Origin of the sequence: Bradyrhizobium manausense, from assembly GCF_001440035.1 — a bacterium.
Lineage (GTDB): Bacteria > Pseudomonadota > Alphaproteobacteria > Rhizobiales > Xanthobacteraceae > Bradyrhizobium > Bradyrhizobium manausense.
In genome coordinates this window covers 797819-824159 of record NZ_LJYG01000108.1, presented here as the reverse complement: position 1 = coordinate 824159, position 26341 = coordinate 797819, and the positions used below count along the sequence as shown (strand labels likewise).

The following is a 26341-nucleotide window of genomic DNA, read 5'->3' as shown; positions in this document are numbered from 1 at the left end:
CGGGCGACGTGATAGGGCTCGTCGAAGGTGGTCGAGCCCGTCGCGATCAGGCCGATCCGTTCGGTGACGGCGGAAAGGGCAGAGAGCAGCGTGAACGGCTCGAACGAGGTCACGGTGTGGCTGCGCTTGAGCGCGTTGACCGGCATGTTCAGGACGGCGAGGTGATCGGCCATGAAGAAGGCGTCGAACTTGCCGGCCTCGAGTTTTCTGATCAGCGTCTTGATGTGCGAGAAGTTGAAATTGGCGTCGGGCCAGGCCCCGGGATAGCGCCAGGCGCCGGTGTGGATGCTGATCGGGCGCATGAACGCGCCAAGCTTGAGTTGCCGTTGTGCCATCGCGCCCAAAATCCCGTTCTGGTGTTGTTGGGGAAAGACATAGGCACGCCGCGGAACTCCGCCATTGGGATGGCTAAGAAGAATTTTTTGTTTTTTGCGGCACGTTCAGCACGTTTCCGTCATTCCGGGGCGCCGCGTTAGCGGCGAGCCCGGAATCTATCCGACGCCGATCTCTGCGGCCCGATTGATTCCGGGTTCGCGCTGCGCGCGCCCCGGAATGACGGGGAGGGGGTCCCTTCGAACCAATCAGCCGCCTGCGCCGACCAAGCCATGACCTTCGCTCCCGAGGAGACCTTTCATGGCCAGCGCAATGACCGTAGACGGCGGCATCGTCCGGATCGACCGACCGATGCCGTGGTTCGGCCGGCTGCTGTCGCTGCCGCTGCTGGCGGCGGGCTTCTATCTGCTGTGGAATGTCGCGCTCGGCCTGCGCCAGGATTTCTCCGGCTTCGGCCGGCTTGCCGATGACCTTGTGCCGGTGCTGGTGTTTTCGGGCCTCGGGCTGCTCGTCGGCATTCCCGGCCTGATCCTGCTGACCTTCCGCAGCTTCGTCGTGCTCAACGCGGCTCTGCGCCAGATCGTCGTCACCAGGCAATTCGGCCCGCTGAACTTTCGCAAATCGCGCGATCTCGCCGATTATCACTTCATCAGCATCACCGACGACTACGATCCCGAGCTGACGACCTACGACGTCAATCTCTGCGGCAACAAGGGCACCGAGCCGATCACGCTGCAGAGCTTCACCAAGCGCGAGGATGCAAACAAGCTCGCCAGCGAGATCGGCCGCGTCTTGAAGCTGCCGGCGCGCGACTATGTCGGCACCGAGCCCGACGCTGACGGCGCGTGAAAGAATACTCTGCGCGCGTAGCCCCGATGGAGCGCAGCGCAATCCGGGAAAGTCCCTCCGCGATGGAGATGCCCCGGATTACGCTGCGCTCCATCCGGGCTACACGAGCCCTTAGCTCAAAATATCCTTCTGCATCTTGCCGCCGTAGAAATGGAAGAACGGCACCGGCGCGTCGTGGCGCAAGGGGCCGGTGGCAAGGCGGGCGTGGAGCTCGTTGAGCACATTCCGCGTCATGGGATGCAGATCGGCGAGCGGCCTTGAGCCGAGCTCGACCCAGACCAGTTCGACCAGCTCCGCATCCGGATGGATCACGCCCTCGACGTGATGGGTGATCGCCGACGCATCGGCGGTGAAGAAGCGCGTGTCGAACCGCTTGACGCGGCCGGGCGGGGTGATCGCGCGGGCGATCAGGAACAGGCTGGAGGGATCGGGCAGGAGGCCCGCATCGGCGAACGGCTTCCAGGGGCCTTCGAGCCTCGCCTTGCCTTCAGCCTTGCGTCCGAGGCAGAGGCCGGTTTCCTCGCAGGCCTCGCGGATCGCGGCGATCGCCAGCGATTTGGCGCGCGAGGCCGGCGTCTTCGGGCTGCCCTTGGCGAGATTGGCCTCTAGTTCAGGAGTGATGGGGGCCGCACACGGCACGCGATGATCATCCTTGTCGACGCGGCCGCCGGGGAAGACGAACTTTCCGGGCATGAACACGACCTTGTCGTGGCGCTTGCCGACCAGCACCTTTGGAATGCTGCCGCTGCGATCGACCAGGATCAGCGTTGCCGCATCCCGAGGGCGGAAATAGGGATGGTGATCGGCTTCCTTTTCCTCGTGGACTTTGGCCTTCTCGGCTGTCTGCGCCGTGTCGCTCATATCCTCACCCAGACGGTTCTTGCTTGTTGCTTATACAGGCGGAATACCATCCGGCGGGTTCTCGTCAAACCCGTGCATGCGCAGAGCCCATTGCAAGCCGACCACAGCTCCCTTCACCGGCTGCAACAGGGCGAGCGAGGCGAAGAAGGTGAAGGGCAAATAGGCCACGAAGCTGAGCCAGACCGGCGTCGTGTAGTTGGTCTCGATCCAGAGGATGGTGGGCACCACGATGTGGCCGACGATGACGATGACGAGATAGGCTGGCAGATCGTCGGCGCGGTGCGGCGTGAAGTCGAGGCCGCAAGAGGCGCAATGGTCCGCCGTCTTCAGGAAGGCGCGGAACAGCTTTCCCTGGCCGCAGCGTGGGCAGCGGCCGCGAAAGCCGCGCTTCATCGCCGCCCACAGGTCGCGCTTCTCGACGAGGCCGGTCTCGCGCGTCCAGATTTTTGGCGCCGTGCTCATGGTCACCAAGCCTTGCCCTTGTTGCCTTTGCTCTTGCCCTTGTTCTTTCCCTTGTCCTTTCCCTTGCCCTTTGCCTTGCCCTTTGCCTTGCCGGATTTCTGCTTTGACGGCTTGCGTTTTTTATCCGGGCTGCGGCCGGGATGGGCCTTGAATGAGGGGCGGCGTTGCGGATTGGAGCGCCTGCGATCGCGCGGGCTCGTCTCGCTAGAGGACGACAGCAGCTCGAAACGCAGCGCGCCGGCAACGGGGGCAGCTTCGATCAGCCTGATGTCGACGACGTCGCCGAGCTGGTACATGGTGCCGCTGCGCGTGCCGATCAGCGCGTGGCGGCTCTCGTCATAGTTGAAATATTCCGTGCCGAGGGATCGGATCGGGATCAATCCGTCGGCCCCGGTGTCGCTCAGCTTCACGAACAGGCCGGCACGGGTGACGCCGGAGACGCGGCCCTGAAAGGTCGCGCCGATGCGGTCGGCGAGGTGATGGGCGATCAGGCGGTCGACGGTCTCGCGTTCCGCCTTCATCGCGCGCCGCTCGGTCAGCGAAATGTGGGCCGCGACTTCGCTTAAAGTTTCCGGCGTCTCGCTGTCGGGCAGGGCGCCTTCGCCGAGCCCGAGCGCGCGGACCAGCGCGCGGTGCACGACGAGGTCGGCATAGCGACGGATCGGCGAGGTGAAATGCGCATACCGACGCAAATTCAGGCCGAAGTGTCCATAGTTTTCCGACGAATATTCCGCCTGCGCCTGGGCGCGCAGCACCACCTCGCTCACCAGTGGGTAGTAGTCATGGCCTTCGAGCTGGGCCAGCACGCGGTTGAACAGGGTGGGGCGCAGCGCGCCTGATTTGGTGAAGGGGACGTCGAGCGTTTCCAGGAATTCTGCGAGCGCATGGACCTTCTCCAGCGTCGGCTCGTCATGGACGCGGTAGATCAGCGGGAGCGACTTCTTCTCCAGCATCTCGGCGGCCGCGACATTGGCGAGGATCATGAACTCCTCGATCAGCTTGTGCGCGTCGAGACGCTCCGGCACGACGACGCGGTCGACGGTGCCGTCGCTCTTCAAGAGGATCTTGCGTTCGGGCAGATCGAGATTGAGCGGATCGCGCTCATCGCGCGCGCGCTTGACGCAGGCGTAAGCCGCATAGAGCGGCCTCAGGATCGTGTCGAGCAGGGGACCGGTGGTGTCGTCGGGCCGGCCGTCGATCGCAGCCTGCGCCTGCGCGTAGCTCAGCTTCGCAGCCGAGCGCATCAGGATGCGATGAAAGCTGTGCGACTTCTTGCGGCCATCAGGGGCGATGATCATGCGCACCGCGAGCGCGCCGCGCGGCTCGCCCGGCACCAGCGAGCAGAGATTGTTGGAAATGCGCTCGGGCAGCATCGGCACGACACGGTCGGGGAAATAGACCGAGTTGCCGCGGTCGAGCGCGTCGCGGTCGAGCGCGGTGCCCGGCCGGACGTAGAAGCTCACGTCGGCGATGGCGACGTCGACGATGAAGCCGCCCTTGTTGTTCGGATCAGGGTCTGCTTGCGCATGCACAGCGTCGTCGTGATCCTTGGCATCAGGCGGATCGATGGTGACGAGGGGGACGTCGCGCCAGTCTTCGCGTCCCCTGAGATTCGCAGGCTCCGCCGCTTCCGCCTCGCGCTCGGCGGCGGCGGAGAACTGCAAGGGTATGTCGTGGGCGTAGATCGCAATCAGGCTGATCGCCTTCTCCGACTTGACCGAGCCGAGCCTCTCTTTCACCCGGCCTGAGGCGAGGCCAAAGCTGCGGGTGCGGACGATGTCGACACTGATGAGGTCGCCGTCCTGCGCGCCCTTGGTGTCGGCGGCGGCGATATTCAGCTCGCGGTCGGCCATCTTCTTGTCGACGGGGATGAGCCGTCCGCCGCCTTCAGGCAGCGCGCGGAACACGCCGAGAATGCGGCTCTTGGCCTTGTCGATGAGCTTGATGATACGGCCGCGATAGGCCGGGCCTTCGCCCTCGTCCGTGCGCTCGACCCGCAGCAATGCGCGGTCGCCTATTCCGGCGGCGGTGCCGGGTTTGGGCCGGCGCGGCATCTCGATCAGGATCTTTGGCGGCTCGCCGCTCTCGACCTCGTCCCATTCGGCGGGGGAGGCGATCAACTCGCCGTCGCGGTCGCGGCCGGTGATGTCGGCGAGCAGCGTCGGCGGAAGGGCGTCCGGCTCGGAGACCGTATGGCGTTTCTTCTTGATGGTGCCGTCGTCGGCGAGCTCGCGCAAAATGCGCTTGAGCTCGATGCGGTCGGCGTTCTTCAGGCCGAACTCGCGCGCGATGTCGCGCGTTCCGACCTTTCCTGGATGTGCCTTGATGAAGGCGACGATGGCTTGCCTGTCGGGAAAGCCACGGTCTTTCTTTGGTTTCACTTAACCTCTAATTCTTGCCGGCACTCTTCTTGGCCGGAGCCTTGGTGGCGGCGCTCTTGGTCGGCGACGTCTTGGCAGTCGTCGACACGGCTGCGCGCGCCTTGCTTGTGGATTCGGATTTGGCCGCGGCTTTCTTCGCGGCCGGTTTCTTTGGCTTCGGCGCGGCGTCGTCACCGTCCGCAGCCTGCTCTGTCGTCTTTTTGGCCTTGGCCGGCTTCGCGGCCTTCTTGGCCTTCGCCTTGCCGCCGCCCTTTCCGCCCCCTTTGGCCGCGCGCTCGTCGATCAATGCGATCGCCTGCGCCAGCGTTACCGTGTCCTTTTCGAACTCGGCCGGGATGGTCGCGTTGACGCCGCCCGCGGTGACATAGGCGCCATAACGGCCGCTCTTCACGGTGACGGTGCCGAGGGTGGGATGATCGCCGAGCGCCTTGCCGGGATCGGCACCAAAACGGCGGCTTGGGCCCTTGGCGACCTTCTCGGCAATCAGCGTCACGGCGCGGTTGAGGCCGATGTCGAAGACTTCGTCGCCGGCCTCGAGGCTGGCATAGGTCTTCTCGTGCTTCACGAACGGCCCGAAGCGACCGAGGCCCGCCGTGATCGGCTGACCGGTCTCGGGATGCCTGCCGATCTCGCGCGGCAGCGACAACAGCTTGAGCGCAAGCTCCAGGTCGACATCGCTGGGCGAGGTGCCCTTCGGGATGCCCGCACGCTTCGGCTTCTCGCCTTCCTCATAATCCTTCTGCTCACCGAGCTGGATGTAGGGGCCGAAGCGGCCGGCCTTGACCCAGACATCGCGGCCCGTCGCCGGATCCTGGCCGAGCGAGCGGTCGGCGGTGGTCTCGCCGTCGGCGGCGAGCTGACGGGTGTAGCGGCATTCCGGATAGTTCGAGCAGCCGACAAAGGCGCCGAACTTGCCGGCCTTCAGGTTGAGACGGCCAGTGCCGCAGCTCGGGCACTGCCTGATGTCGCCGCCGTCGGTGCGCGGCGGATAGATGTGCTGGCCCAGCATGTCGTCGAGCACGTCGAGCACCTGCGCGACGCGCAGATCCTTGATCTCCTCGACGGCGCCGATGAAGCCGGTCCAGAAATCCCTCAGCACCTGCTGCCAGGAGATCTCGTTGTTGGAGATGCGGTCGAGCTGCTCTTCCAGGTTGGCGGTGAAGTCATACTCGACGTAGCGGTTGAAGAAGCTTTCGAGGAACGCGACCACGACGCGGCCCTTGTCCTCGCCATGCAGGCGCTTCTTCTCGAGCTTGACGTAGCCACGGTCCTTCAGCACCTGCAGGATCGAGGCATAGGTCGAGGGCCGGCCGATGCCGAGCTCTTCCATGCGCTTGACCAGCGAGGCTTCGGAGAAACGCGGCGGCGGCTCGGTGAAGTGCTGGGTGACGGAGAGCGACTGCCGCTTGATCGCCTCGCCCTGGCTCATCGCCGGCAGGCGGCGTGAATCCTCGTCCTCCTCGTCGTCGCGGCCTTCCTGATAAAGGGCGAGGAAGCCGTCGAACTTGACGACCTGGCCGGTCGCGCGCAGCTCCAGCGTGCGACCGCCGGCCTTGGCCGTGATGTCGACCGTGGTGCGCTCCAGCTCGGCCGATTCCATCTGGCTCGCGATGGTGCGCTTCCAGATCAGCTCATACAGCTTGGCCTGATCGGCATCGAGCCTGCGGCTCATGCTGTCGGGACGGCGCGTGAGGTCTGTCGGGCGGATCGCTTCGTGCGCTTCCTGGGCGTTCTTGGCCTTGGCCTGGTACTGGCGCGGGGCGTCAGGCACATAGGCGTTGCCGTAATCCTCGCCGATCACCTTGCGTGCCTGGGTGATCGCGGACGGATCGATCTGCACGCCGTCGGTACGCATATAAGTAATGAGTCCGGTGGTCTCGCCGCCGATGTCGATGCCTTCATAGAGGCGCTGGGCGATGCGCATGGTGTGCGCCGGCGCAAAGCCGTATTTGCGGCTGGCTTCCTGCTGCAAGGTCGAGGTGGTGAAGGGCGCCTGCGGATTGCGGCGCGCGGGCTTGGCGTCGACCGCGGTCACCGCGTAGGTGGCCGCTTCCAGCGCCTTCTTGAAGTCCTCGGCTTCCGCGCCGGTACCGATGTCGAGGCGCTGGATCTTCTTGCCGTCGGCGCCAACCAGGCGTGCCTCGAAGGCGTCGCCGCGCGGTGTCAGCAGGGTCGCGATCAGCGACCAGTACTCACGCGGCACGAACTTCTCGATCTCCAGCTCGCGGTCGCAGACGAGGCGCAGCGCCACCGACTGCACGCGGCCGGCCGATCGGGCGCCCGGCAGCTTGCGCCACAGCACGGGGGAGAGCGTGAAACCGACCAGATAGTCCAGCGCCCGGCGCGCCATATAGGCGTCGACCAGCGCGCCGTCGATCTGGCGCGGATGCTTCATGGCGTCCGTGACCGCCTGCTTGGTGATGGCGTTGAACACCACGCGCTCGATCTTCTGATCTTTCAGCGCGCGCTTCTCCTTCATCACCTCCAGCACGTGCCAGGAGATGGCTTCGCCCTCGCGATCAGGGTCGGTCGCCAGAATCAGGCGGTCGGCACCCTTCAGGGATTTGGCGATATCGTTGAGCCGGCCGGCCGCCTTGGGGTCGACCTCCCAGATCATCTTGAAATTGGCCTCGGGATCGACGGAACCGTTCTTCGCGGGCAGATCGCGAACATGGCCGAACGAGGCCAGAACCTCATAGGACGAGCCCAAATATTTGTTGATCGTCTTGGCTTTCGCCGGCGACTCCACAATGACGATATTCATGTAGTTCCAGTAACTTACGGGGAAATCTCGGGCCGATTTCCTCTAGATTCGGGTCGGCCGTTTCGTCCCGAACATGGGTGGTGGGGCGGGTCCTGTCAAATCGAAGGGTGTTGAAAGCCCTCCGAATGGGAAAAGTTTCATATCGAGAAAGTTGCAAATTACCACCTTGGAGTTGTGGTCGCTGTCGGCGTAATGTCCCCGCGGGGCATGGATTCGGGTGGGACTGGTGGCAAAACCAGGACGGAAACGCGCGCGCGACGCGGCGCGCGCGCAAGCACGTTCGCGCAACGAGGAACCGGGCGAGGGCGGCGCTGACGAGGCGGTTGCCTTCATAGCCGAGCAGGTGGCCAGCTTGCGCAAGCTCGCCGAGCGCCACGAGCTGGGCGTGCTCCATTATCTCCTTGGCATGACCAAGCTGGAGGCCGAGGAGCATTTGCGGCTGCGGAGCAAGCGCAAGCTGTCGTGAGGGCGGGGCGGTGTAGGGCATACCGTACCCACCTCGTCATTGCGAGCGCAGCGAAGCAATCCAGGAATCCCACCGCAGAGACAGTCTGGATTGCTTCGTCGCAACGGCTCCTCGCAATGACGGTGTGGCGACAGTACGCTGCTCTTACGCAGACCGCCGGCGCGATGCCGGCCGCAGCTTCACCATTGTATCGGGCTGACTGAGCAGCCGGCCGTCCTCGGCGCGCAGTTCGAGCTTCTTCACCGGTCGGCCTTTTGCGCGATCGACGAGGATGGTCGTGATCTGCTCGGGATGATCGTCGAATTCCTCGCTCCATTGCCGAAGCGCGACCAGGATCGGGAAGAGGCCGCGGCCCTTCGGCGTCAGCACATATTCGTGGTAGGCGGTGCCGTCGGAGGCGGGGGCTGTTTCCAGAATGCCGTGGTCGACCATCGACCGCAGCCGCGCCGACAGGATGTTCTTGGCCATGCCGAGCTTGCTCTGAAACTCGCCGAAGCGGCGCACGCCGAACAGCGCATCGCGAATGATCAGCAGCGACCACCAGTCGCCAATCGCCTCCAGCGATCGTGCGATCGGGCAGGCATCACCCTCAAAACTCGTTCGCTTCACCATCGTGCTGGTCCTGTCGCATTCGCCCGCTCTTGGCGCCGATCACGCGGATGTGTGGTTGCATCATAAAACCATATGCCCTAGATGGCAACATAGTTTCATTATGCAACCACTGGAGACGAGCATGAGGTTGACGAACAAGACGGCATTGATCACCGGCGGCAACAGCGGCATTGGCCTGGCAACGGCGAAGCTGTTCGTGGCCGAGGGCGCCAAGGTGATCGTCACCGGGCGCAACAAGGAGACGCTGGAGGCCGCGGCCAGGGAACTCGGCCCGAACGCGATCGCGCTCGCGGCCGATGCGACCGACATTGCCGCGACCGAAGCTGCGATCAAGAAGGGCACCGACAAGTTCGGCAAGCTCGACATCGTGTTCGCCAATGCCGGCATCCCCGGCAACACGCCGCTCGGTTCGACGACGCATGAGGCTTTCGAAAAGGTGATCAGCACCAACCTCACCGGCGTATTCTTCACCGTTCAGTCCGCGCTGCCTTACCTCAACGACAACGCCTCGATCATCCTCAACGGCTCGGTGATCTCAGTGCTCGGCATTCCCGGCTATTCGGCCTATGGCGCGGCCAAGGCCGGCGTGCGAGCGATGGCGCGGATCATGGCTTCGGAGCTGTCGCCGCGCGGCATCCGCGTCAACGTGGTCGCGCCCGGTGCGATCCGCACGCCGATTTGGGGCGCTGCGATTGCCACGCCCGAAGCCGAGAAGGCATTCGAGAAGCGCATCGGAATGTCGACGCCGCTCGGGCGCATTGGCGAACCCGATCACATCTCGAAGACGGTGCTGTTCCTCGCCTCGGACGATGCCGCCCATATTCAGGGCCAGGAGATCTTCGTCGATGGCGGCGCGGTTGCCTCACCCGCCGGCGCGCCGATCTATCGCGGCTGATCAAATCAGTTTCAAACTGAATCGGCCGGCACTTGCCGAAAATGGTTGCGCCGGCCGGTTCCCGCGTCTCGCGAGATGTATTTTCTGAAGCTTGCGTGACGCGTTGAACCTTTGCGTGACTTTTCTACGGGCAGGGGTCATAGGACCCATTTGAGGGAGCCCGTCATGCCAAAGGCAGCACGCATTTTAGCTCCGATTTCAGACCCGCGTATTTACACTGAACGCTCCGCAGTTCCTGCCAAGCACTCCGACATGTCGGAATTCATCGGGGTTGCCATCTTCTCCGGCATCGGCCTGCTCATGTCGCTCGTGGCCGTAATCCTGGGCATCCAGGGCTCCTGGTTTTAGCTTCGCAACCAATCTGCCGCTCTGTCAGCCGCCGCAGCACCGCTCGCGGCTGACGTCGTCGGCGTAGCCTCAGGCCGCTTGCAGGCCCGTTGCGGCCTGGAGGGCCCCCGCAAGCGCCTTCTCGCGATGTTCGGGCCCGAGATTGACGCCGTCTGCGGAGATGAATTCCAGGCTCGTGATCCCCATGAAGCCGAACACCCAACGCAAATAGGTTTCCAGATGTTCGCCGGCCGCGTACGGCGTCTCGGCGCCATAATGACCGCCGCGCGAAATGGCCACGATCACGCGCTTGTCGCCAACAAGGCCCTCCGGGCCGCTCGCGTCATATTTGAACGTCTTCCCCTTCACCAGCACGCGGTCGATCCAGGCCTTGAGCTGGCTCGGAATCGTGAAATTGTACATGGGCGCGCCGATCACGACGATGTCGGCATCGAGGAACTCATTCAGGACGGTCTCGCTCGCGGTGAGGTCAGGTCCGAGCTCCGCAGGCGCGGGTGCGCCCTGGGCGGCGGCCAAGTGGGATCCGGACAAGTGCGCGAGCGGGGTCTCGGTCAGGTCGCGGTAGACGACCTCAAGCGAGGGCGTGGCCTGCCTGAGTCGGTCGACGATGGCGGCGGAAACCTGCCTGGAGACGGAGTGGGGGCCGAGAACGCTGGAGTCGATATGGAGGAGTTTCATTGGGGTCACCCATGGTATAGATTTGTAACCCGCACTACATGAGTGACTGTCAAAAACCCCGCAAGAACGCACATTTTTGAGCCATGGGCACATCTTTGGAACCGACACACATCGATTTTCCCGCCGAACGGAGGCCCGATCCCAACCATTCCGACTGCCGCAACGTCGCCTCGATCCTCGCGCGCGTCGGCGACAAATGGAGCGTGTTCGTGATCATGATGCTCAGCGACGGGCCGAAGCGCTTCAATGAGCTGAAGCGAATGATCAACGGCATCTCGCAGCGGATGCTGACCCTGACGCTTCGCGGGCTGGAGCGCGACGGCCTCGTCACGCGCACGATTTTCCCGACCATTCCACCGCGCGTTGATTATGAGTTGACCGATCTCGGCCACGGGCTGCAGCAGCCGGTGAAGGCGCTGGGCGAGTGGGCGATCGCGCACCAGGAGAAGATCGCGGCGGCGCGCACGCGGTTCGACGAGCGCAACAACGCCTAGATCAGCGACACCAGTCCGCCGCCGTGGTGTTCGAGCCGACCGGCGAGCTCGAGCTCCAGCAGCACCATGCGCACGATCGCGGGTGAGGCGCCGGACAAGCGCACGAGATCGTCGATCGAGATGGGGGCGGGGCCGAGCAGGCCGGTGATCTGGTCGCGGTCGTGGCCTTGCGGATCGCTCTCGAACGGCTCGCTGTCGGGCTCGCTCGCGGGACTCATCAGCGGCCGCTCCACGATCGGCTGCACCGCATTGATGATGTCGGACGCTTCCGTGACGAGCGTTGCACCCTGCTTGATCAGATCATTGGTGCCGGCGGCGCGCGGATCGAGCGGCGAGCCGGGCACCGCGAACACTTCGCGGCCCTGTTCGGCGGCCATGCGCGCGGTGATCAGCGAGCCGGAACGGTGTGCGGCTTCGACCACGACCACGCCGAGCGATGCGCCCGAGATCAGCCGGTTGCGGCGAGGGAAGTCGCGGGCGCGCGGCTCGTGGCCGAGCGGCATTTCCGAGATCGCAGCGCCCTGATGATCGAGGATCGCGCTGAGCAGATCGCCATGCTCGGGCGGATAGATGCAGTCGTGGCCGCCGGCGAGCACCGCGATGGTGCCGCTCTCGACGCTGGCGCGATGCGCCGCCTGGTCGACGCCGCGGGCAAGCCCTGAGATGATGATGAATCCGGCCTCGCCAAGCTCGCGCGCGAGCTGGCCGGCGAATTTCAGGCCGGCCCCGGAGGCATTGCGCGAGCCGACGATCGCAATCATCGGCCGCATCAGCGTCGCTCTGTCGCCGCGTATGGCGAGCAAAGGTGGGGCATCGTCGAGCGTCGAAAGCCGCGCCGGATATCCGTCCTCGCCGGGCGCGAGCCAGGCGATGCCGAACTTTCGGCTTGCGGCGAGCTCGGCCTTCGCTTCATCCACGCTGCAGATGCGCCCCGACCGCTGCGCGCCGCCGCGGCGGGCCAGATCCGGCAGCCGCTCCAGCGCCGCGCGGACGCTGCCGAAATGATCGACCAGCGAGCGGAAGGTGCGTGGCCCGACATTGTCCGAGCGGATCAGCCGCAGACGGTCGATCCGCTCTTGCTCGCTCAGCTCCACGCTCTTGTTGATGGCGTCCACGGTGTCTCCTTGTAGAGGCAGCATGGAACAACCTGAGGGCGTGAGCAAGCGTGGCATGCGCTTGCGCGGCCTTGTCGCAATGCTAAAAGCGATGCCAATAAGAAGGGTATTGCCATGATTTCACTCGCCGATCTCCAGCGCCGCATCGAAGCGGGCGAGCTTTCGCCCGAGCACGCCATCGCCCAGTCGCATGCGGCGATCGAGGCCAAGGAGAAGGACGTCCATGCCTTCGTCCGCCACGACATCTCGGCGAAGGCGCAGGCCTCCGGTCCGCTGCGCGGCATCGCCGTCGGGATCAAGGACATCATCGATACCGCTGATATGCCGACCGAGATGGGCTCGGAGATCTATCGTGGCTGGCAGCCGCGCGCCGATGCGCCTGTCGTGATGATGTTGAAGCGGGCGGGCGCCACCATCATCGGCAAGACCACCACCACGGCGTTCGCATCGCGAGATCCGACGCCGACGCTCAATCCGCACGATCCCGGTCATACGCCTGGAGGTTCGTCGTCGGGCTCGGCGGCCGCCGTCGGCGCCGGCATGATCCCGCTGGCGCTGGGCACGCAGACCGGCGGCTCGGTGATCCGGCCTGCCGCCTATTGCGGGGCCGCCGCGATCAAGCCGTCGTTCCGGATGCTGCCGACGGTCGGCGTGAAATGCTATTCTTGGGCGCTCGACACGGTCGGCCTGTTCGGATCGCGCGCGGAAGATCTCGCGCGCGGACTGTTGGCGATGACCGGTCGCACCGAGTTCTCCGGCATTGTGCCGGCGAAAGCGCCGCGCATCGGCGTGGTCCGGCAGGAGTTTGCCGAAGCCGCTGAGCCGGCAGCAGAGGAGGGCTTGCTGGCCGCGATCAAGGCGGCCGAGAAGGCCGGCGCCAGCGTGCAGATCATCGATCTGCCCGAAGCGGTCAAGGAGGCCTGGCGCATCCACCCGATCATCCAGGATTTTGAGGCGCATCGCGCGCTCGCCTGGGAGTTTGACCAGCATCACGACGAGATCGCACCGATGCTTCGCGCCAGCCTTGATGAGACCGTCGGGCTGACGCCGAAGGAATATGATGATGCGCGCCGCATCGCTCGCCGCGGCCGCCGCGAGCTCGGTGAGCTGTTCGAGGGTTTCGACGTGCTGCTGACTTATTCCGCGCCCGGCACCGCGCCGGCCAAGGAGCTCGCCTCGACCGGCTCGCCCCGCTATAACAGGCTGTGGACGCTGATGGGCAATCCTTGCGTCAACGTGCCGGTGATGAAGGTCGGTGGCCTGCCTGTTGGCGTGCAGGTGATCGCGCGCTTCGGCAACGATCCCGGCGCGCTGGCGGCGGCGTGGTTTTTGGAGAATGCGCTGGCGAAATCAGGCTAGCGCGGGTTCGGCGGCGGGCAACGCGCGCTGGGGCGCGGCGCCAGTCGCGCCAAGCCAACGCTCGGCGGCCTCGCGGCCGCTTCGGTGCAGCAGGCGGATGAAGCCGCGGCCGAGATCGGTCGACGAGCGCTGCGCAAGTCCGTCAACAGAGTCTTCGGCGGCGATCTTGGAGAGCCGCAGCGCTGGCGCTGCGTGCGCCTGCGCCCATTCGATCGCTGCGATCTCGGCCTTGAGCGCGGCATTGGCTGCGATCTGGTCGAGACGGCGATCGATCGCGGCGAGCGTGATCGGTACATAGCTGTCGCGCGTCGGCGTGACCTGGACGATGAGCAGATCGGCAGTCGTCGATTGCTGCGCAAGTTTCAGCAGCGGCGGATTGCCGCCGAAGCCGCCATCCCAATAGGCCTCGCCATCGATCTCGACGGCGCAATGAACGAGGGGCGGACAGGTCGAGGCGAGCGCGACATCCGCGGTGATAGCGTCGTTGCCGAAAATCTGCTGCTGGCCGTCGCGGATCCGCGTCGCCGCGATCAGCAGCTTCGGGCATTTCGCATCGCGCAAGGCGGCAAAATTGATGTCGCGCGAGAGCGCCTGACGCAGCGGGTCGAGATCGAACGGATCGAACTGGCCGGAGCGCAGCGTCGGTCCGAAGGCGACCGAGCTTCCTGCCGGTGAGAAGCCGCCGACCAGCATCAGCGAGCGGAACGAGGCCTCGTGCATCAACCGGGTCCAGAACCGGTTCAGCCGGTTGCGGGCACCTTCGCGGCCGCCCTCGGCAAGGCCGCAGGCGAGGAGCAGCGCGTTGATGGCGCCGGCGCTGGCGCCGCTGATGGTGTCGAATTCGATGGATGGCTCTTCCAGGAGCCGCTCCAGCACGCCCCAGGTGAAGGCGGCAAAGGTGCCGCCGCCCTGGAGCGCCACCGAAAGTTTCCGCGGAGGCCATTGCTGGGGGCGAGTGCGCGCAAGGGGCGCGGCTGTCGTTATGACCGGCGCGGGCGCTTGCACGATGGTAGCGGGCGGCGGCGCCGGCGGAACGGGAGCGGGTTTTGGCGCGGGAGGCGATGTAGGCGCGGCAGACCAGATATTGGTCGACAGCAGCAGGCGGCTCGCCGCAGTGCTCTGCGAGCTACCGTCTTCATGCGTGCCGTCAATCTTCTCGCTCATTCTGAGCAACCGCGTAACGCCATGTCCACTGTCAGGATGACAGGCATGGAACCTGACCGCCACTAGCTCCCGCGTGTGGGGTGAAAGTTGCGAACAGGATTTGGCATATAATGCGGAAGAGGCGCGGCGGTATCCGTAGTTTTTCCGATCTTGGATTCGAAAGCGCTGTTTAGGCCTTCTCGCCGATGCGGCCTTCTTTTCCTGATTGCAGTCGCTTGATGTTCTCGCGGTGCATGTAGAACAGCAGCAGCGTCAGCACGACGGACAGCGAGGCCAGGGCAAGGTGGCCGAACCACCACAGAAACAGCGGCGTGATGAAGGCCGCCACCAGCGCCGAGAGCGAGGAGTAGCGGGTGGTGAAGGCTGTCGCGAGCCAGATCAGGCAAAATACCAGCGCCGCCGGCCAGAACAGGCCGAGCAGGATGCCGATATAGACGGCGACGCCCTTACCGCCCTTGAACTTGAGCCAGACCGGGAAGAGGTGGCCGAGGAAGGCGCCGAGACCTGCCAGCATCGCGGCATTGGGGCCGGCGATATAGCCTGAGATCACCACCGCCGCGGTGCCCTTGAGCGCGTCGAGCAGCAGGGTCGCCGCGGCGAGGCCCTTGCGGCCGGTGCGCAGCACATTGGTGGCGCCGATGTTGCCGGAGCCGATCGAGCGCAGGTCCTGCGTGCCGGCAAGCCTGGTCAGGATCAACCCGAACGGAATCGAGCCGAGGAGGTAGCCGATGATGAAGGCCACCGGCAGGAATGCATCAAGCCCCATGTCTACAAATCCTCTGGCGGCCTCTCCATGGCTGACATAACCAGCGCCCATTAGACATGCTCGTAAACCGTTCGTCCGCCGACGATGGTCCTGACTGCGCGGCCTGTAAAGCGGGCTTCGTCGAACGGGGTGTTCTTGCAGGGCGATTTCAGATCGGCGGGATCGACCACCCAGGGGACATCGGGATCGATCACAACGACATCGGCCGGGCTGCCCACGCGCAGGGTTCCGCCCGGAAGGCCAAGCAGTTCGGCCGGCCGCGTCGACATGGCCCGGATCAGCGTCTTGAGCTCGAGTTCCTCATTGTGGACCAGCCGCAGGNNCGAGCCCGATGGCGCCGGGAGCGGCTTCCGCGAACGGCAGGCGCTTGACCTCGACGTCCTGCGGATTGTGGTCGGACATGATGACGTCGACGAGGCCGGAGGCCACCGCCTCGACCAGGGCGCGGCGGTCGTCCTCGGTGCGCAGCGGCGGTGACAGTTTCAGGAAGGAGCGGTAGGGGCCGATGTCGTTCTCGTTCAGCGCAAGATGATTGATCGAGACCGAGGCGCTGACCGCAAGGCCGGCGCCGCGGGCGCGCTTCAGGATCTCGAGCGAGTCGATGCAGGACAGCGAGGCCGCGTGATAGCGGCCGCCGGTCAGCGCAACGAGGCGCATGTCGCGTTCGAGGATGACGGCCTCGGCGGCCTTCGGGATGCCCATCAGGCCGAGGCGCGAGGCAAACTCGCCCTCGTTCATCACGCCTTCGCCGACCAGGTCCGGGTCTTCGGTGTGATGCACGATCAGCGCGTCGAAATCGCGGGCGTAGGTCAGCGCGCGCCGCATCACCTGCGAATTGGTGACGCTGCGGTCACCATCGCTGAAGGCGATGGCGCCGGCGGCCTTGAGCAGGCCGAACTCGGTCATCTCCTCGCCGCGCATGCCCTTGGTCAGCGCTGCCATCGGCTGGATGTTGACGATCGCGGTGTCGCGCGCGCGGCGCATCACGAAGTCGACGGTCGCGGAATTGTCGATGACGGGCGATGTATCCGGCTGGCAGATGATGGTGGTAATGCCGCCGGTCGCGGCCGCCTGGCTGGCGCTCGCAAAGGTCTCGCGATGGCTGAAACCGGGCTCGCCGACAAAGGCGCGCATGTCGATCAGGCCCGGCGCCACGATCTTGCCGGAGCAGTTGATGACGTCGGTCCCCTCGGGGACGCCGGCCGCCCCAATGCCGCGGCGGGTCTCGCGGATGATGCCGTCGGCAATCAGGACGTCGCCGGTGCCGTCGAAATCCCTGGAGGGATCGACGACGCGGGCGTTGGCGAGCAGGATCGGGCGGCGGTCGATCAGCATGGGCATCACGCGTTCGGCAGGTTACGGGCGAGTGCTTCCAGCACCGCCATGCGCACGGCAACCCCCATCTCCACCTGTTCGCGGATCAGGGATTGCGCGCCGTCGGCAACCGCGGTGTCGATCTCGACGCCGCGGTTCATGGGACCGGGATGCATCACCAGCGCATCGGGCTTGGCGTAGGCGAGCTTCCTCTGGTCGAGCCCGAAATAATGGAAATATTCCGAGGTCGATGGCACGAAGGAGCCGTTCATGCGCTCGCGCTGCAGCCGCAGCATCATCACGATATCGGCGCCGTTGAGGCCCTCGCGCATGTCGCGCGCGACCTCGACGCCCATCCGCTCGATACCGGGCGGCAGCAGCGTGGAGGGGCCGACGACGCGGACACGGGCGCCCATGGTGTTGAGCAGGATGATGTTGGAACGCGCCACGCGCGAATGCAGCACGTCGCCGCAGATCGCGACCACCAGGCCCTCGATCCGGCCCTTGTTGCGGCGGATGGTGAGCGCATCGAGCAGCGCCTGGGTCGGGTGCTCATGCGCACCGTCGCCGGCATTGATCACGGAACCGTCGACCTTGCGCGCCAACAGTTCCACCGCGCCGGAGGCGTGATGGCGCACCACCAGGATGTCGGGGTGCATGGCGTTGAGCGTCATCGCGGTGTCGACCAGCGTCTCGCCCTTCTTGATGGACGAGGAGGACACCGACATGTTCATGACGTCGGCACCTAAGCGCTTGCCCGCGAGCTCGAACGAGGATTGGGTCCGGGTCGAGGCTTCAAAGAAGAGGTTCACCTGCGTCCGTCCACGCAGGACGGTGCGCTTCTTGTCAACCTGGCGGTTGAGCTCGACATATTCTTCAGACAGGTCGAGGAGGCCGGTAATGTCGGCCGCGGAAAGGCCCTCGATGCCCAGCAAATGCCGGTGGCCGAGGACGAAGGTCGATTTCGATGTCATTAAAGCGAGAGCTATAGGCGCGGATGGCTGATGGAGCAAGGGCCAATGCCGGGGCGGGGAGTTATCCCCTGATCTGTCTTGCTGTCATTCCGGGGCGATGCGAAGCATCGAACCCGGAATCTCGAGATTCCGGGTTCGGCTCTTCGAGCCGCCCCGGAATGACAGGGAAGTTTAGATGCGCTCCATCAGAACGATTTCGATCGCACTTTTAGCAATCATCGCAATCTCCACCGCTCACGCCCAGTCACTCCCCGGCGGCTTCGTCTATCTGCGGGATATCGATCCCACCATCATCCAGGACATCCGCTACGCCACGCCGAACAATTTCGTCGGTCGTCCGCTCGCCGGCTATGGTGCCGGCGAATGCGTGGTGAAGCGCGAAGTCGGCCTGCGGCTGAAAGCGGTCCAGCAGGAACTGGCGACGCAGAACTTGTCGCTGAAAATGTTCGACTGCTACCGGCCGGCGCGGGCCTCGCTCGACATGGTGAGATGGTCGCAGAACGGCCACGAGACCGCAGCCGATCGGCGTTACAATCCGAAGATTCCCAAGACCGAACTGTTCCGCCTCGGCTATATCGCGAGCCGCTCGCAGCATTCCACGGGCGCCGCGCTCGATCTCACGCTGGTCGATCTCAAGGCCGACAATTCCGCCAGGATCGATCCGTCGAGGTCCTACGCTGATTGCACGGCGCCGGTCGCGGCGCGGCTGCCGGAAGGCAGCGTCGACATGGGCACCGGTTATGACTGCACCGATGAGAAGGGGCATACCGCAGCACCGTCGATCTCGCCCGATCAGCGCGCCTGGCGCAGGCGGCTGGTGGCTGCGATGGCGAGGCAAGGCTTTGTGAACTATTCGAAGGAGTGGTGGCATTTTTCCCTGCCGGGGGCGGGCGGGGCGGCCTATGATTTCCCGATCCAGCCGCGGCGGAACTGATTCCGGCCCGAGACACGCCATGACACAGCCTGTATTCGCGACCCACGAGGTCTTCAACCAGTCGCCGCCATTCGAGGAGGTGAATCTGTTCACGGTCGATCAGCCGCTGGTCGAGGCCGTGAAGGCCAATGGCGGCGCCGCCGCGGAACGGGAGCTGTCCGAATTCGGCAGGCATTGGGGCTCGGCGGCGATGGCCGATTGCGGCCGCATCGCGAACGAGAACACGCCCAAGCTCCGCACCTTCGATGCCAAGGGCAATCGCCGCGACCAGGTCGAGTTTCACCCCGCCTATCACGAGCTGATGGCGCACAGCGCGCATGCCGGCGTGCACAATTCGACATGGACCGCGGACGGCAGGCCTGCGGGCGACGCGGCCGAAGTCATTCGCGCGGCGAAATTCTACATGGCCGCGCAGGTCGAGACCGGGCATCTCTGCCCGATCACGATGACGCGCGCCTCGGTCGCCGCGCTGGCGATGCAGCCGGATCTGCTCAGCAAGGTGATGCCGGTGCTGTCGACGAGAAGCTATGATCCAAGCTTCGCGCCGTGGTGGGACAAGCGCGGCATGACGCTCGGCATGGGCATGACCGAGAAGCAGGGCGGCACCGACGTGCGCGCCAACATGACGCGCGCGGTGCGGGACGGCAGCGCCTATCGTATCACGGGCCACAAATGGTTCATGTCGGCGCCGATGTGCGATGCGTTCCTGGTGCTGGCGCAGGCCGAGCAGGGGCTGACCTGCTTCTTCATGCCGCGCTTCGCGCCGGATGGATCGGTCAACGCGATCCAGTTCCAGCGGCTGAAGGACAAGCTCGGCAACCGTTCGAACGCATCGTCCGAGGTCGAGTTCGTCGGCGCCTATGCCGAACGCGTCGGCGAAGAGGGCAAGGGCATCCGCACCATCATCCAGATGGTGCAGCTGACGCGGCAGGATTGCGCGATCGCCTCAAGCGGCCTGATGCGTTCGGGGCTCGCGCATGCGCTGCATCACGCCCGTCACCGCAGCGTGTTCCAAAAGCATCTCGCCGATCAGCCCTTGATGCAGGCCGTGCTCTCGGACATGGCGCTGCATGTGGAGGCGAGCACGGCGCTGGTGATGCGGCTCTGCCGCGCCTTCGACCGCACGCCGCATGATGCTGCGGAGGCCGCCTATATGCGGCTGCTGACGCCCGCGATCAAATACTGGACCTGCAAGAGCGCGCCGCCATTCCTTTACGAGGCGATGGAGTGCCTGGGTGGCAACGGCTATGTCGAGGACGGCATTCTGGCGCGCCACTACCGTGAAGCGCCGGTCAATGCGATCTGGGAAGGTTCTGGCAACGTGATGTGCCTCGACGTGCTCCGCGCGCTCTCGCGCGAGGGCGAGGCGGCGATGGCGGTGCTGCAGGCTCTCGCGGCCGAGACGAAGGGCCTGCCGGGGGCAGGCGAGGCCGTCGCCTTCATCGGCAAGACGTTCCGCCGCACTGACGGCGAGCGCGTCGCGCGGCTCGCGGTCGAGAAACTGGCGCTGCTGGCTGGCGCGGCCGCGCTCAATGGCGTGTCACCGCATCACGCAGAACTGTTCGCCGCCACGCGCCTCGCTACCCATCATGCCAGCATGTACGGCGCCGTCGAGCTCGACAACGGCGACGTGCGTGCGCTGCTGGAACGGGCGCTGCCGTGAGTATCTTGCTTCTCTTTTGCCGTCATTCCGGGGCGATGCGAAGCATCGAACCCGGAATCTCGAGATTCCGGGTTCGCCCTTTGGGCGCCCCGGAATGACAGCAATCCCAACGAAAGTCTCGCTGATGGACTCCCTCAATCCCGACCATCCGCCGCTGACCGAGACGCCGGCGCAGCCGCGCGTCTGGAAATTCTGGGGCACGGCGTTGTGGGGTTTCATGCTCCTTGTCGCGATGTTCGTCGGGCAGATCGGCGCGGTTGTGTGGCTCGTGGTGAGCCGCGGTCTGCCGCTCGATCTCGCATCGCTGCAGCTCGTCGGCGCTGAGCCTCAGGCGCTCGCACTGTCGGTCATCGCCGGGCTGCCCGCAACGCTTCTCGTGGCGTGGCTTGCCATTCGCATCAGGAAAGCCTCCTTTATCGATTATCTCGCGCTGCATTGGCCGTCATGGCGGCAAATCCTGCTGGGTGCGGTCGGTCTCGTCCTGATCGTGCTCGCATGGGAGGTTGTCTCGCGTTCGCTGGGCCGCGAGGCGACGCCTGGCTTCATGACCGATCTCCTCAAATCCGGCCGCGACAAGGGCGGCGCGGTGCTGCTTCTGTTCGCCTTCAGCGTAGCCGCGCCGATGTCGGAAGAGGTGCTTGCGCGCGGCTTCCTCTATCGCGGCTGGTCGGAGAGCTTTCTGCGTGTGCCCGGCGCGATCGTGCTGTCGTCGCTGGTGTGGACGGTGGTGCACATCCAGTACGATCTCTACTTCCTTGCCGAGGTTTTCTCGATCGGCCTGTGGTTCGGCTATATGCGCTATCGCGCGGGCTCGCTGTGGCTCACCATCGTGCTGCATGGGCTGAACAACATGACCGCTGTGGTGCTGACGACGTGGCTGGGCGGCTAGCCCGGCCGTCGCCTCACGTTCCGTCATTGCGAGCGGAGCGAAGCAATCCAGAATCTTTCCGCCGAGATTCTGGATTGCTTCGTCGCAAGAACTCCTCGCAATGACGGTGTTGAGAGAGATGTACCCGCTAACGACGGGTTCTACGCCACCAGCGCGATCGCGATCGGCATCGTGATTGCCGCCAGGATCGTCTGCAGCGTGATAATCTGCGCCAGCAATGGCGCATCGCCGCCCATCTGACGAGCCAGCACATAGGCGCTCGGCGAGGTCGGCACCGCTGCGCAGATCGCGACGATCGCGAGGTTGGTGCCTGTCAGCCCGAACCAGGCGGCAAGCGTCAGCGCAAGCACCGGCATCAGCACCAGTTTGAACGCCACGCCGATCGTCGCCCCCAGGCTCGGACGGAGCAGGCCCTTGAGCTGGAGGCCGGCTCCGGTGACGAGCAGGCCGATGGCGAGCGAGGAGCGGCCGAGCGCGTCGGCGACCTCGTGCCAGATCTTTGGCAGCGGCAAATGGACGACATTGATGACGATGCCGATGGCGCAGGCCCAGATCAGCGGATTGCGGATCACGGTCATGGCGATGGCACGCGCGGATTGCTTCTCGGGCGAGGCGTAATGCGCGAGCACGGCGACGCTGAACACGTTCACCAGCGGGATGATCGCGACCATCGCGACCGAGGCCAGCGCGAGCCCGACCTCGCCGTACAGATTGGCGGAGACGGACAGCGCCACATAGGTCTGCCAGCGCGTCGCGCCCTGGAAGATCGAGGTGAAGGCGGGACCGTCGATGTCGAGCCGCGACAGGGCCGGGCGCAGCGCGAGGCACAGCAGCGACATCGCCAGCGCCGACAGCAGCAGCGCGCCGCCGACGCCGGCGACCGGAACTTTTGAGAGATCGGCCTTCACCAACGTCTGGATCAGCAGCATCGGGAACAGCACGAAATAGGTCAGCCGCTCCAATCCGTGCCATTGCGTGTCGAGGCGCATCAGGCTGTGCCTGAGCACCACGCCGAGCACAATGAGGATGAAGACCGGCAGCAGCGCCGCGACCACGACGGCCATGAATCAGCCATTTCCCGATGCTGCGCGAAGATTGGCGAGCCGGTCGAGCGCGCCCTGCAGGATGAAGATGGCGGCGTGCTCGTCGATCACCTCGGCGCGCTTGGCGCGGCTGACATCCATGCCGATCAGCTCGCGCTCGACCGCGGCGGTCGACAGGCGCTCGTCCCAGAGGCCGATGGGCAGTGGGGTCAGATTGGCCAGATTGCGGGCAAACGCCCGTGTCGACTGGGCGCGCGGACCCTCGCTGCCGTCCATGTTGATGGGCAGGCCGAGCACGAAGCCGACCACCTTGCGCTCGGCGGCGATGGCGAGCAGGCGGGCGGCATCCTGCTTGAACTGCTTGCGCTGGATGGTCTCGACGCCGGTCGCCAGCCGGCGGTCCGGATTGGACACGGCAACGCCGATGGTCTTGGTGCCGAGGTCAAGGCCGACAAGTGCGCCGCGTTCGGGCCAGTGGAATGCAGCATCGACGAGGGGCAGGATAAGAGCGGGCATGGACTAGCGCATATCATGCCGCGATGGTTTCGTCGTCCTGCTTCAGGCAGGCGGCAAACCCGACGAGCGCGCTGGTTTGATGGCCGGCACGGCGCTGGATGAACAGCGTCTCGACGCGCGCATGCGAGGGGCCCAGCGCGTGCATGGTCACGCTGCCGGTCATCGCGCTGCGCTCGACCACCGCGCGCGGCAGCAGCGTGACGCCCATATCGGCGGCGACGCAGCCGATCATGCCGTCCAGCGTGCCGAGCTCGAAGCGTGCGGCCGAGGGCCAGCCGAACTCGACAAAGATCTGCTCGAGGCGCTGACGGTAGGTGCAGCCGGTGCGGAACACCAGCGCGGTCGGGCCTGACTCGGACGTAGCAGCGCGCAGCTCGGCGAGCGAGCCCCAGCGCCGTGCGCTGACCAGCACCAGCTCTTCGCGGAATGCGCTTGTCACGGTGAGGTCGTCATGCGCGATTGGGCCGGCGACGAAGGCGCCATCAAGCGTGCCTTCGAGTACACCGGCGACGAGATCGGCAGTCGGCGATGTGCGCAAGGACAGGCGCACGGCGGGAAAGCGGCGGTGGAAATCGGCCAGCAACGGCGCCAGCCGCACCGCAGCCGTGGTCTCCATCGAGCCGATCGACAGCGGTCCCTTCGCCTCGCCATCGTCGCGCGCCGCGAGCAGGGCTTCGCGCGACAGCGCGGCCATCCGCTCGGCGTAGGGAAGGAGGCGCTTGCCGGCGCCTGTCAGCGCCATGCCGCGGCTATGGCGTTCGAACAATGGCGTGCCGATCTCGGCCTCCAGGGCCTTGATGCGCTGGGTGACGTTGGATTGCACCGTGTGGAGCTCTTCGGCGGCGCGGGTGATGCCGCCGGTGCGGGCGACTGCAGCAAAGGTCTTGATGTCGCTCAGTTCCATGGCGTCGTTCCGCTTTTGTGATGGCAGCGTTCGCAACAATTCATTTTTCGAGAATGCTAGACGCGCCTAGTCTCCGTGTCCAGACCGGGGAGAGGCCATGCCCATTACGACGCCGCTGACGCGGCTGTTGGAGATCAAGCATCCCGTCCTGCTGGCGCCGATGGACGTCATCGCAGGTAGCCGTCTGGTGAGGGCTGTTAGCTCCGCCGGCGGTTTCGGCATTCTCGGCGGCGGCTACGGCGAGAAGGCGTGGCTGGAGCAGGAGAGTGCGAAGCTCGCCGAGTTGCGTGCGCCGTTCGGGATCGGCTTCATTACGTGGAGCCTCGCCAAGCGGCCCGAGCTGCTCGACATCGCGCTCGCCGCAAGGCCGTCCGCGATCATGTTGTCGTTCGGCGACCCCGCGCCGTTCGCGCCGCGGATCAGATCCGCGGGCGCGCGGCTGATCTGCCAGGTGCAGGACGAGACGATGGCGCGGCAGGCGCTCGATGCCGGCGCCGATATTGTGATCGCGCAGGGGACAGAGGCGGGCGGCCACGGCGCCTCACGCACCACCGTCGATCTCGTGCCTGCCATCGTCGACCTCGCAGCGGGCCGTGTGCCCGTGGTGGCAGCCGGCGGCATCGCCGACGGCCGCGGTCTCGCCGCCATGATGATGCTGGGTGCAAGTGGCGTGCTGCTCGGCACGCGCTTCTATGCGAGCCAGGAGGCCGACGGCGCCGATGAGGCCAAGCGGCGCATCTGCGCGGCGAGCAGCGGCTCGACCGTGCGCGGCATCATCTTCGATCTCTCGCGCAACAATGTCTGGCCCGCGCCGTTCACGGGACGGTGTCTGATCAATGACCACGCCCGCCGCTGGATCGGCCGCGAGGTCGAGCTGATGCAGAATGTCGCCGCGGTTTCGGCAGAGTATGCAGCGGCGAAAATCTCGGGCGATTTTGACGTCGCCGCGGTGATCGCGGGAGAGGCGGTCGGCCTGATCCATGATATTCCGCCGGCGGCCGAGATCATCGAGCGGATTGCGTCCGAAGCCGAGCAGCTTTTGGCCGGCCGACGCAACTCGATCGCATCGTTCGCCTGAACCAAGAGAGACATGCCATGTGGCCTGACCGTCGACTGATCGATCTGTTCAAGACCGAATTCCCGATCGTGCTGGCGCCGATGGCCGGTGTGATGGATGCCGAGTTGGTGATCGCGGCCGCGCAAGGTGGCGCGCTCGGTTCGCTGCCTTGCGCGATGCTGTCGGCGGAGAAAGCGCGTGAGCAGGTTGGTCTCATTCGCCAGCGCGTCAAGGCGCCGGTGAACATGAACTTCTTCTGCCACAAGCCGGTCGATCTCACGCCTGAGGCCGAAGCGCGGTGGAAGCAGCGGCTTGCGGGATATTACACCGAGCATGGTCTCGATCCGTCAGCGCCGATCAACGCGGCGAACCGGGCACCGTTCGATGACGCCTTCTGCAAAGTCGTCGAGGAGCTGAAGCCGGAGGTCGTCAGCTTTCATTTCGGCCTGCCGGAGCCGGCGCTGCTCAAGCGCGTGAAGTCGGCCGGCTGCCTCGTCATAGCTTCTGCCACGACGGTGAAGGAAGCGGTCTGGCTCGAACAGCGCGGCGTCGATGCCATTATTGCGCAGGGCGCCGAGGCCGGCGGCCATCGCGGCATGTTCCTGACCGACAGGATCGCCGAGCAGCCCGGCACGTTTGCGCTGGTGCCGCAGGTCGTCGATGCCGTGAAGGTGCCGGTGATCGCCTGTGGTGGCATCGCTGACGGACGTGGCATCGCCGCGGCCTTCGCGCTCGGCGCCGCCGGCGTGCAGATCGGCAGCGCGTATCTGCGGTGTCCCGAATCCAAGGTCACGCCCGGAGGGCGCAAGGCACTCGCCGAGGCGGGTGACGATTCCACCGTGATCACGAATGTCATGACCGGGCGTCCGGCGCGCGGGGTCCAGAATCGCCTGATGCGCGAAGCCGGGCCGATCTCACCCGACGCGCCGCCGTTTCCCCATGCGGCGACCGCGCTGGGGCCGTTGAAGGCGGCGGCCGAAAAGCAGGGCAGGGTGGATTTCACCAATCTCTGGGCCGGGCAGGCGATTGCGCTCGGCCGTGAGGTCCCGGCAGCCGAATTGACCCGGGATCTCGCCAAATCGGCGCTCGCCCGCATGAAAGCGCTGGCTGGATAGGGGAAAGGCGCCGGTTGCGGCGCAAAACCGGCCTCTGCTATACGGCACATAGGTTTTGCCGTGAGAGGCCTTATATAATGTCCGTCGACGCCACCACCGTCCGCCGCATCGCGCATCTCGCGCGCATTGCGGTTTCCGAGGACGAGGTTCCGCATCTGCAAGGCGAGCTCAACGCCATGCTCGCCTTTGTCGAGCAGCTCTCGGAGGTCAATGTCGAGGGCGTGGAGCCGATGACCTCGGTCACCCCGATGCAGATGAAGAAGCGGCAGGACGTGGTCGATGACGGCGGGATCGCCGACGATATCGTTGCCAACGCGCCGGCGACCGAGGGACACTTCTTCCTGGTGCCGAAGGTCGTCGAGTAACTTGCATAGCGTTTTCGAGC

General features: G+C 65.4%; 27 protein-coding genes and 1 pseudogene. 12 read left to right on the top strand and 16 right to left on the bottom strand.

The window, feature by feature from the left end; translation table 11 throughout:
• A partial coding sequence (locus AOQ71_RS49060) for an LLM class flavin-dependent oxidoreductase (RefSeq protein WP_245317309.1) occupies window positions 1–335 on the bottom strand: 335 nt, incomplete at its 3' end.
• Window positions 336–633: 298 nt separating this feature from the next.
• On the opposite strand from AOQ71_RS49060, the gene AOQ71_RS34090 reads away from it, so the two are divergent.
• Window positions 634–1182, top strand: coding sequence for a hypothetical protein (locus tag AOQ71_RS34090; RefSeq protein WP_057756567.1), 549 nt, complete (start codon window positions 634–636; stop codon window positions 1180–1182).
• A gap of 111 nt (window positions 1183–1293) precedes the next feature.
• Here the strand turns inward: AOQ71_RS34090 and AOQ71_RS34085 are convergent, their stop codons facing one another.
• Genes AOQ71_RS34085 through topA form a run of 4 tightly spaced genes read right to left on the bottom strand, consistent with a single transcriptional unit; the run spans window position 1294 to window position 7650 of the window.
• Entirely contained in the window at window positions 1294–2043 is a 750-nt protein-coding gene (locus AOQ71_RS34085; protein ID WP_057756565.1) for an NUDIX hydrolase, read from the bottom strand.
• A gap of 30 nt (window positions 2044–2073) precedes the next feature.
• A complete protein-coding gene (locus AOQ71_RS34080) occupies window positions 2074–2514 on the bottom strand; it encodes a DUF983 domain-containing protein (protein ID WP_083514681.1) in 441 nt (146 codons plus the stop codon).
• Window positions 2508–4886, bottom strand: a complete 2379-nt coding sequence (gene rnr / locus AOQ71_RS34075) for a ribonuclease R (protein WP_057756561.1) — start codon at window positions 4884–4886, stop codon at window positions 2508–2510. Before rnr ends, AOQ71_RS34080 begins: the two co-directional genes overlap by 7 nt.
• Window positions 4887–4893: 7 nt before the next feature.
• On the bottom strand, window positions 4894–7650 hold the full coding sequence (gene topA, locus AOQ71_RS34070; protein WP_057756558.1) for a type I DNA topoisomerase: 2757 nt from the start codon (window positions 7648–7650) through the stop codon (window positions 4894–4896).
• Window positions 7651–7876: 226 nt separating this feature from the next.
• Here topA and AOQ71_RS34065 point away from each other — a divergent pair, with 226 nt between their 5' ends.
• Window positions 7877–8116: a hypothetical protein gene (locus AOQ71_RS34065; RefSeq protein ID WP_057756782.1), complete on the top strand. Its 240-nt coding sequence runs from the start codon at window positions 7877–7879 to the stop codon at window positions 8114–8116.
• 144 nt (window positions 8117–8260) lie between these two features.
• On the opposite strand, the gene AOQ71_RS34060 is transcribed toward AOQ71_RS34065, so the two are convergent.
• Window positions 8261–8728, bottom strand: coding sequence for a winged helix-turn-helix transcriptional regulator (locus AOQ71_RS34060; protein ID WP_057756556.1), 468 nt, complete (start codon window positions 8726–8728; stop codon window positions 8261–8263).
• A gap of 121 nt (window positions 8729–8849) precedes the next feature.
• Here AOQ71_RS34060 and AOQ71_RS34055 point away from each other — a divergent pair, with 121 nt between their 5' ends.
• Window positions 8850–9623 carry a glucose 1-dehydrogenase gene (locus AOQ71_RS34055; protein WP_057756554.1) on the top strand — a complete coding sequence of 258 codons (774 nt, stop codon included), beginning with the start codon at window positions 8850–8852 and terminating at the stop codon, window positions 9621–9623.
• 165 nt (window positions 9624–9788) lie between these two features.
• Complete coding sequence (locus AOQ71_RS34050) at window positions 9789–9971, top strand: hypothetical protein (protein WP_057756550.1); 183 nt, start codon at window positions 9789–9791, stop codon at window positions 9969–9971.
• A gap of 69 nt (window positions 9972–10040) precedes the next feature.
• On the opposite strand, the gene AOQ71_RS34045 is transcribed toward AOQ71_RS34050, so the two are convergent.
• Window positions 10041–10649, bottom strand: a complete 609-nt coding sequence (locus tag AOQ71_RS34045) for an FMN-dependent NADH-azoreductase (RefSeq protein ID WP_057756547.1) — start codon at window positions 10647–10649, stop codon at window positions 10041–10043.
• Window positions 10650–10732: 83 nt separating this feature from the next.
• Between AOQ71_RS34045 and AOQ71_RS34040 the strand changes: the two genes are divergently transcribed.
• A complete protein-coding gene (locus AOQ71_RS34040; protein ID WP_057756544.1) occupies window positions 10733–11143 on the top strand; it encodes a winged helix-turn-helix transcriptional regulator in 411 nt (136 codons plus the stop codon).
• Here the strand turns inward: AOQ71_RS34040 and dprA are convergent.
• Complete coding sequence (dprA, locus tag AOQ71_RS34035) at window positions 11140–12282, bottom strand: DNA-processing protein DprA (protein ID WP_057756541.1); 1143 nt, start codon at window positions 12280–12282, stop codon at window positions 11140–11142. The two genes, AOQ71_RS34040 and dprA, sit on opposite strands and share 4 nt — an antisense overlap.
• A gap of 90 nt (window positions 12283–12372) precedes the next feature.
• Here dprA and AOQ71_RS34030 point away from each other — a divergent pair, with 90 nt between their 5' ends.
• The gene (locus tag AOQ71_RS34030; protein ID WP_057756538.1) at window positions 12373–13617 is read left to right on the top strand and encodes an amidase; all 1245 of its coding nucleotides are present in this window, start codon (window positions 12373–12375) and stop codon (window positions 13615–13617) included.
• Here AOQ71_RS34030 and AOQ71_RS34025 read toward each other — a convergent pair.
• From AOQ71_RS34025 to AOQ71_RS34010, 5 genes and pseudogenes are all read right to left on the bottom strand, one after another.
• The gene (locus AOQ71_RS34025) at window positions 13609–14781 is read right to left on the bottom strand and encodes a patatin-like phospholipase family protein (RefSeq protein WP_057756535.1); all 1173 of its coding nucleotides are present in this window, start codon (window positions 14779–14781) and stop codon (window positions 13609–13611) included. The genes AOQ71_RS34030 and AOQ71_RS34025 overlap by 9 nt on opposite strands.
• A gap of 169 nt (window positions 14782–14950) precedes the next feature.
• Window positions 14951–15547, bottom strand: a complete 597-nt coding sequence (gene plsY, locus AOQ71_RS34020) for a glycerol-3-phosphate 1-O-acyltransferase PlsY (RefSeq protein ID WP_057756533.1) — start codon at window positions 15545–15547, stop codon at window positions 14951–14953.
• A 50-nt stretch (window positions 15548–15597) separates the two neighbouring features.
• A pseudogene (locus AOQ71_RS49055) lies at window positions 15598–15868 on the bottom strand (amidohydrolase family protein); the annotation flags it as partial.
• A gap of 2 nt (window positions 15869–15870) precedes the next feature.
• A partial coding sequence (locus tag AOQ71_RS34015; RefSeq protein ID WP_430648668.1) for an amidohydrolase family protein occupies window positions 15871–16888 on the bottom strand: 1018 nt, incomplete at its 3' end.
• Window positions 16888–17835 (bottom strand): aspartate carbamoyltransferase catalytic subunit, encoded by a 948-nt coding sequence (locus AOQ71_RS34010; protein ID WP_057756530.1) that lies wholly within the window; start codon window positions 17833–17835, stop codon window positions 16888–16890. The genes AOQ71_RS34015 and AOQ71_RS34010, both read right to left, overlap by 1 nt.
• A gap of 175 nt (window positions 17836–18010) precedes the next feature.
• On the opposite strand from AOQ71_RS34010, the gene AOQ71_RS34005 reads away from it, so the two are divergent.
• The 3 genes from AOQ71_RS34005 to AOQ71_RS33995 all read left to right on the top strand — a co-directional run bounded on the left by AOQ71_RS34005 (window position 18011) and on the right by AOQ71_RS33995 (window position 21321).
• On the top strand, window positions 18011–18769 hold the full coding sequence (locus tag AOQ71_RS34005; protein WP_057756527.1) for a M15 family metallopeptidase: 759 nt from the start codon (window positions 18011–18013) through the stop codon (window positions 18767–18769).
• Between the two features lie 19 nt (window positions 18770–18788).
• The gene (locus AOQ71_RS34000; protein WP_057756523.1) at window positions 18789–20432 is read left to right on the top strand and encodes an isovaleryl-CoA dehydrogenase; all 1644 of its coding nucleotides are present in this window, start codon (window positions 18789–18791) and stop codon (window positions 20430–20432) included.
• A 124-nt stretch (window positions 20433–20556) separates the two neighbouring features.
• The gene (locus AOQ71_RS33995) at window positions 20557–21321 is read left to right on the top strand and encodes a CPBP family intramembrane glutamic endopeptidase (protein WP_057756780.1); all 765 of its coding nucleotides are present in this window, start codon (window positions 20557–20559) and stop codon (window positions 21319–21321) included.
• A gap of 140 nt (window positions 21322–21461) precedes the next feature.
• On the opposite strand, the gene AOQ71_RS33990 is transcribed toward AOQ71_RS33995, so the two are convergent.
• The 3 genes from AOQ71_RS33990 to AOQ71_RS33980 are packed head-to-tail and all read right to left on the bottom strand — an operon-like array spanning window position 21462 to window position 23784.
• The gene (locus AOQ71_RS33990) at window positions 21462–22385 is read right to left on the bottom strand and encodes an AEC family transporter (RefSeq protein ID WP_057756520.1); all 924 of its coding nucleotides are present in this window, start codon (window positions 22383–22385) and stop codon (window positions 21462–21464) included.
• Between the two features lie 3 nt (window positions 22386–22388).
• On the bottom strand, window positions 22389–22880 hold the full coding sequence (ruvX, locus tag AOQ71_RS33985; RefSeq protein ID WP_057756517.1) for a Holliday junction resolvase RuvX: 492 nt from the start codon (window positions 22878–22880) through the stop codon (window positions 22389–22391).
• Between the two features lie 13 nt (window positions 22881–22893).
• Window positions 22894–23784 (bottom strand): LysR family transcriptional regulator, encoded by an 891-nt coding sequence (locus AOQ71_RS33980; protein WP_057756515.1) that lies wholly within the window; start codon window positions 23782–23784, stop codon window positions 22894–22896.
• A gap of 97 nt (window positions 23785–23881) precedes the next feature.
• Here AOQ71_RS33980 and AOQ71_RS33975 point away from each other — a divergent pair, with 97 nt between their 5' ends.
• The 3 genes from AOQ71_RS33975 to gatC all read left to right on the top strand — a co-directional run bounded on the left by AOQ71_RS33975 (window position 23882) and on the right by gatC (window position 26321).
• Complete coding sequence (locus AOQ71_RS33975; RefSeq protein WP_057756512.1) at window positions 23882–24862, top strand: NAD(P)H-dependent flavin oxidoreductase; 981 nt, start codon at window positions 23882–23884, stop codon at window positions 24860–24862.
• A gap of 17 nt (window positions 24863–24879) precedes the next feature.
• Window positions 24880–25956, top strand: a complete 1077-nt coding sequence (locus AOQ71_RS33970) for an NAD(P)H-dependent flavin oxidoreductase (protein ID WP_057756508.1) — start codon at window positions 24880–24882, stop codon at window positions 25954–25956.
• 77 nt (window positions 25957–26033) lie between these two features.
• Complete coding sequence (gatC, locus tag AOQ71_RS33965; protein WP_057756505.1) at window positions 26034–26321, top strand: Asp-tRNA(Asn)/Glu-tRNA(Gln) amidotransferase subunit GatC; 288 nt, start codon at window positions 26034–26036, stop codon at window positions 26319–26321.
• The last annotated feature ends 20 nt before the right edge of the window (window positions 26322–26341 follow it).

Coding starts and splice junctions, on each gene's coding strand:
- ruvX (WP_057756517.1), bottom strand. CDS start 22,880: ATGCCCGCTCTTATCCTGCCCCTCGTCGATGCTGCATTCCACTGGCCC.
- AOQ71_RS33990 (WP_057756520.1), bottom strand. CDS start 22,385: ATGGCCGTCGTGGTCGCGGCGCTGCTGCCGGTCTTCATCCTCATTGTG.
- AOQ71_RS34090 (WP_057756567.1), top strand. CDS start 634: ATGGCCAGCGCAATGACCGTAGACGGCGGCATCGTCCGGATCGACCGA.
- gatC (WP_057756505.1), top strand. CDS start 26,034: ATGTCCGTCGACGCCACCACCGTCCGCCGCATCGCGCATCTCGCGCGC.
- AOQ71_RS34030 (WP_057756538.1), top strand. CDS start 12,373: ATGATTTCACTCGCCGATCTCCAGCGCCGCATCGAAGCGGGCGAGCTT.
- AOQ71_RS33995 (WP_057756780.1), top strand. CDS start 20,557: ATGGACTCCCTCAATCCCGACCATCCGCCGCTGACCGAGACGCCGGCG.
- plsY (WP_057756533.1), bottom strand. CDS start 15,547: ATGGGGCTTGATGCATTCCTGCCGGTGGCCTTCATCATCGGCTACCTC.
- AOQ71_RS34025 (WP_057756535.1), bottom strand. CDS start 14,781: ATGAGCGAGAAGATTGACGGCACGCATGAAGACGGTAGCTCGCAGAGC.
- AOQ71_RS34055 (WP_057756554.1), top strand. CDS start 8,850: ATGAGGTTGACGAACAAGACGGCATTGATCACCGGCGGCAACAGCGGC.
- AOQ71_RS34050 (WP_057756550.1), top strand. CDS start 9,789: ATGCCAAAGGCAGCACGCATTTTAGCTCCGATTTCAGACCCGCGTATT.
- AOQ71_RS34010 (WP_057756530.1), bottom strand. CDS start 17,835: ATGACATCGAAATCGACCTTCGTCCTCGGCCACCGGCATTTGCTGGGC.
- AOQ71_RS34040 (WP_057756544.1), top strand. CDS start 10,733: ATGGGCACATCTTTGGAACCGACACACATCGATTTTCCCGCCGAACGG.
- topA (WP_057756558.1), bottom strand. CDS start 7,650: ATGAATATCGTCATTGTGGAGTCGCCGGCGAAAGCCAAGACGATCAAC.
- AOQ71_RS34045 (WP_057756547.1), bottom strand. CDS start 10,649: ATGAAACTCCTCCATATCGACTCCAGCGTTCTCGGCCCCCACTCCGTC.
- AOQ71_RS33980 (WP_057756515.1), bottom strand. CDS start 23,784: ATGGAACTGAGCGACATCAAGACCTTTGCTGCAGTCGCCCGCACCGGC.
- AOQ71_RS34060 (WP_057756556.1), bottom strand. CDS start 8,728: ATGGTGAAGCGAACGAGTTTTGAGGGTGATGCCTGCCCGATCGCACGA.
- dprA (WP_057756541.1), bottom strand. CDS start 12,282: ATGCTGCCTCTACAAGGAGACACCGTGGACGCCATCAACAAGAGCGTG.
- AOQ71_RS34085 (WP_057756565.1), bottom strand. CDS start 2,043: ATGAGCGACACGGCGCAGACAGCCGAGAAGGCCAAAGTCCACGAGGAA.
- AOQ71_RS33975 (WP_057756512.1), top strand. CDS start 23,882: ATGCCCATTACGACGCCGCTGACGCGGCTGTTGGAGATCAAGCATCCC.
- AOQ71_RS34005 (WP_057756527.1), top strand. CDS start 18,011: ATGCGCTCCATCAGAACGATTTCGATCGCACTTTTAGCAATCATCGCA.
- AOQ71_RS34000 (WP_057756523.1), top strand. CDS start 18,789: ATGACACAGCCTGTATTCGCGACCCACGAGGTCTTCAACCAGTCGCCG.
- AOQ71_RS33970 (WP_057756508.1), top strand. CDS start 24,880: ATGTGGCCTGACCGTCGACTGATCGATCTGTTCAAGACCGAATTCCCG.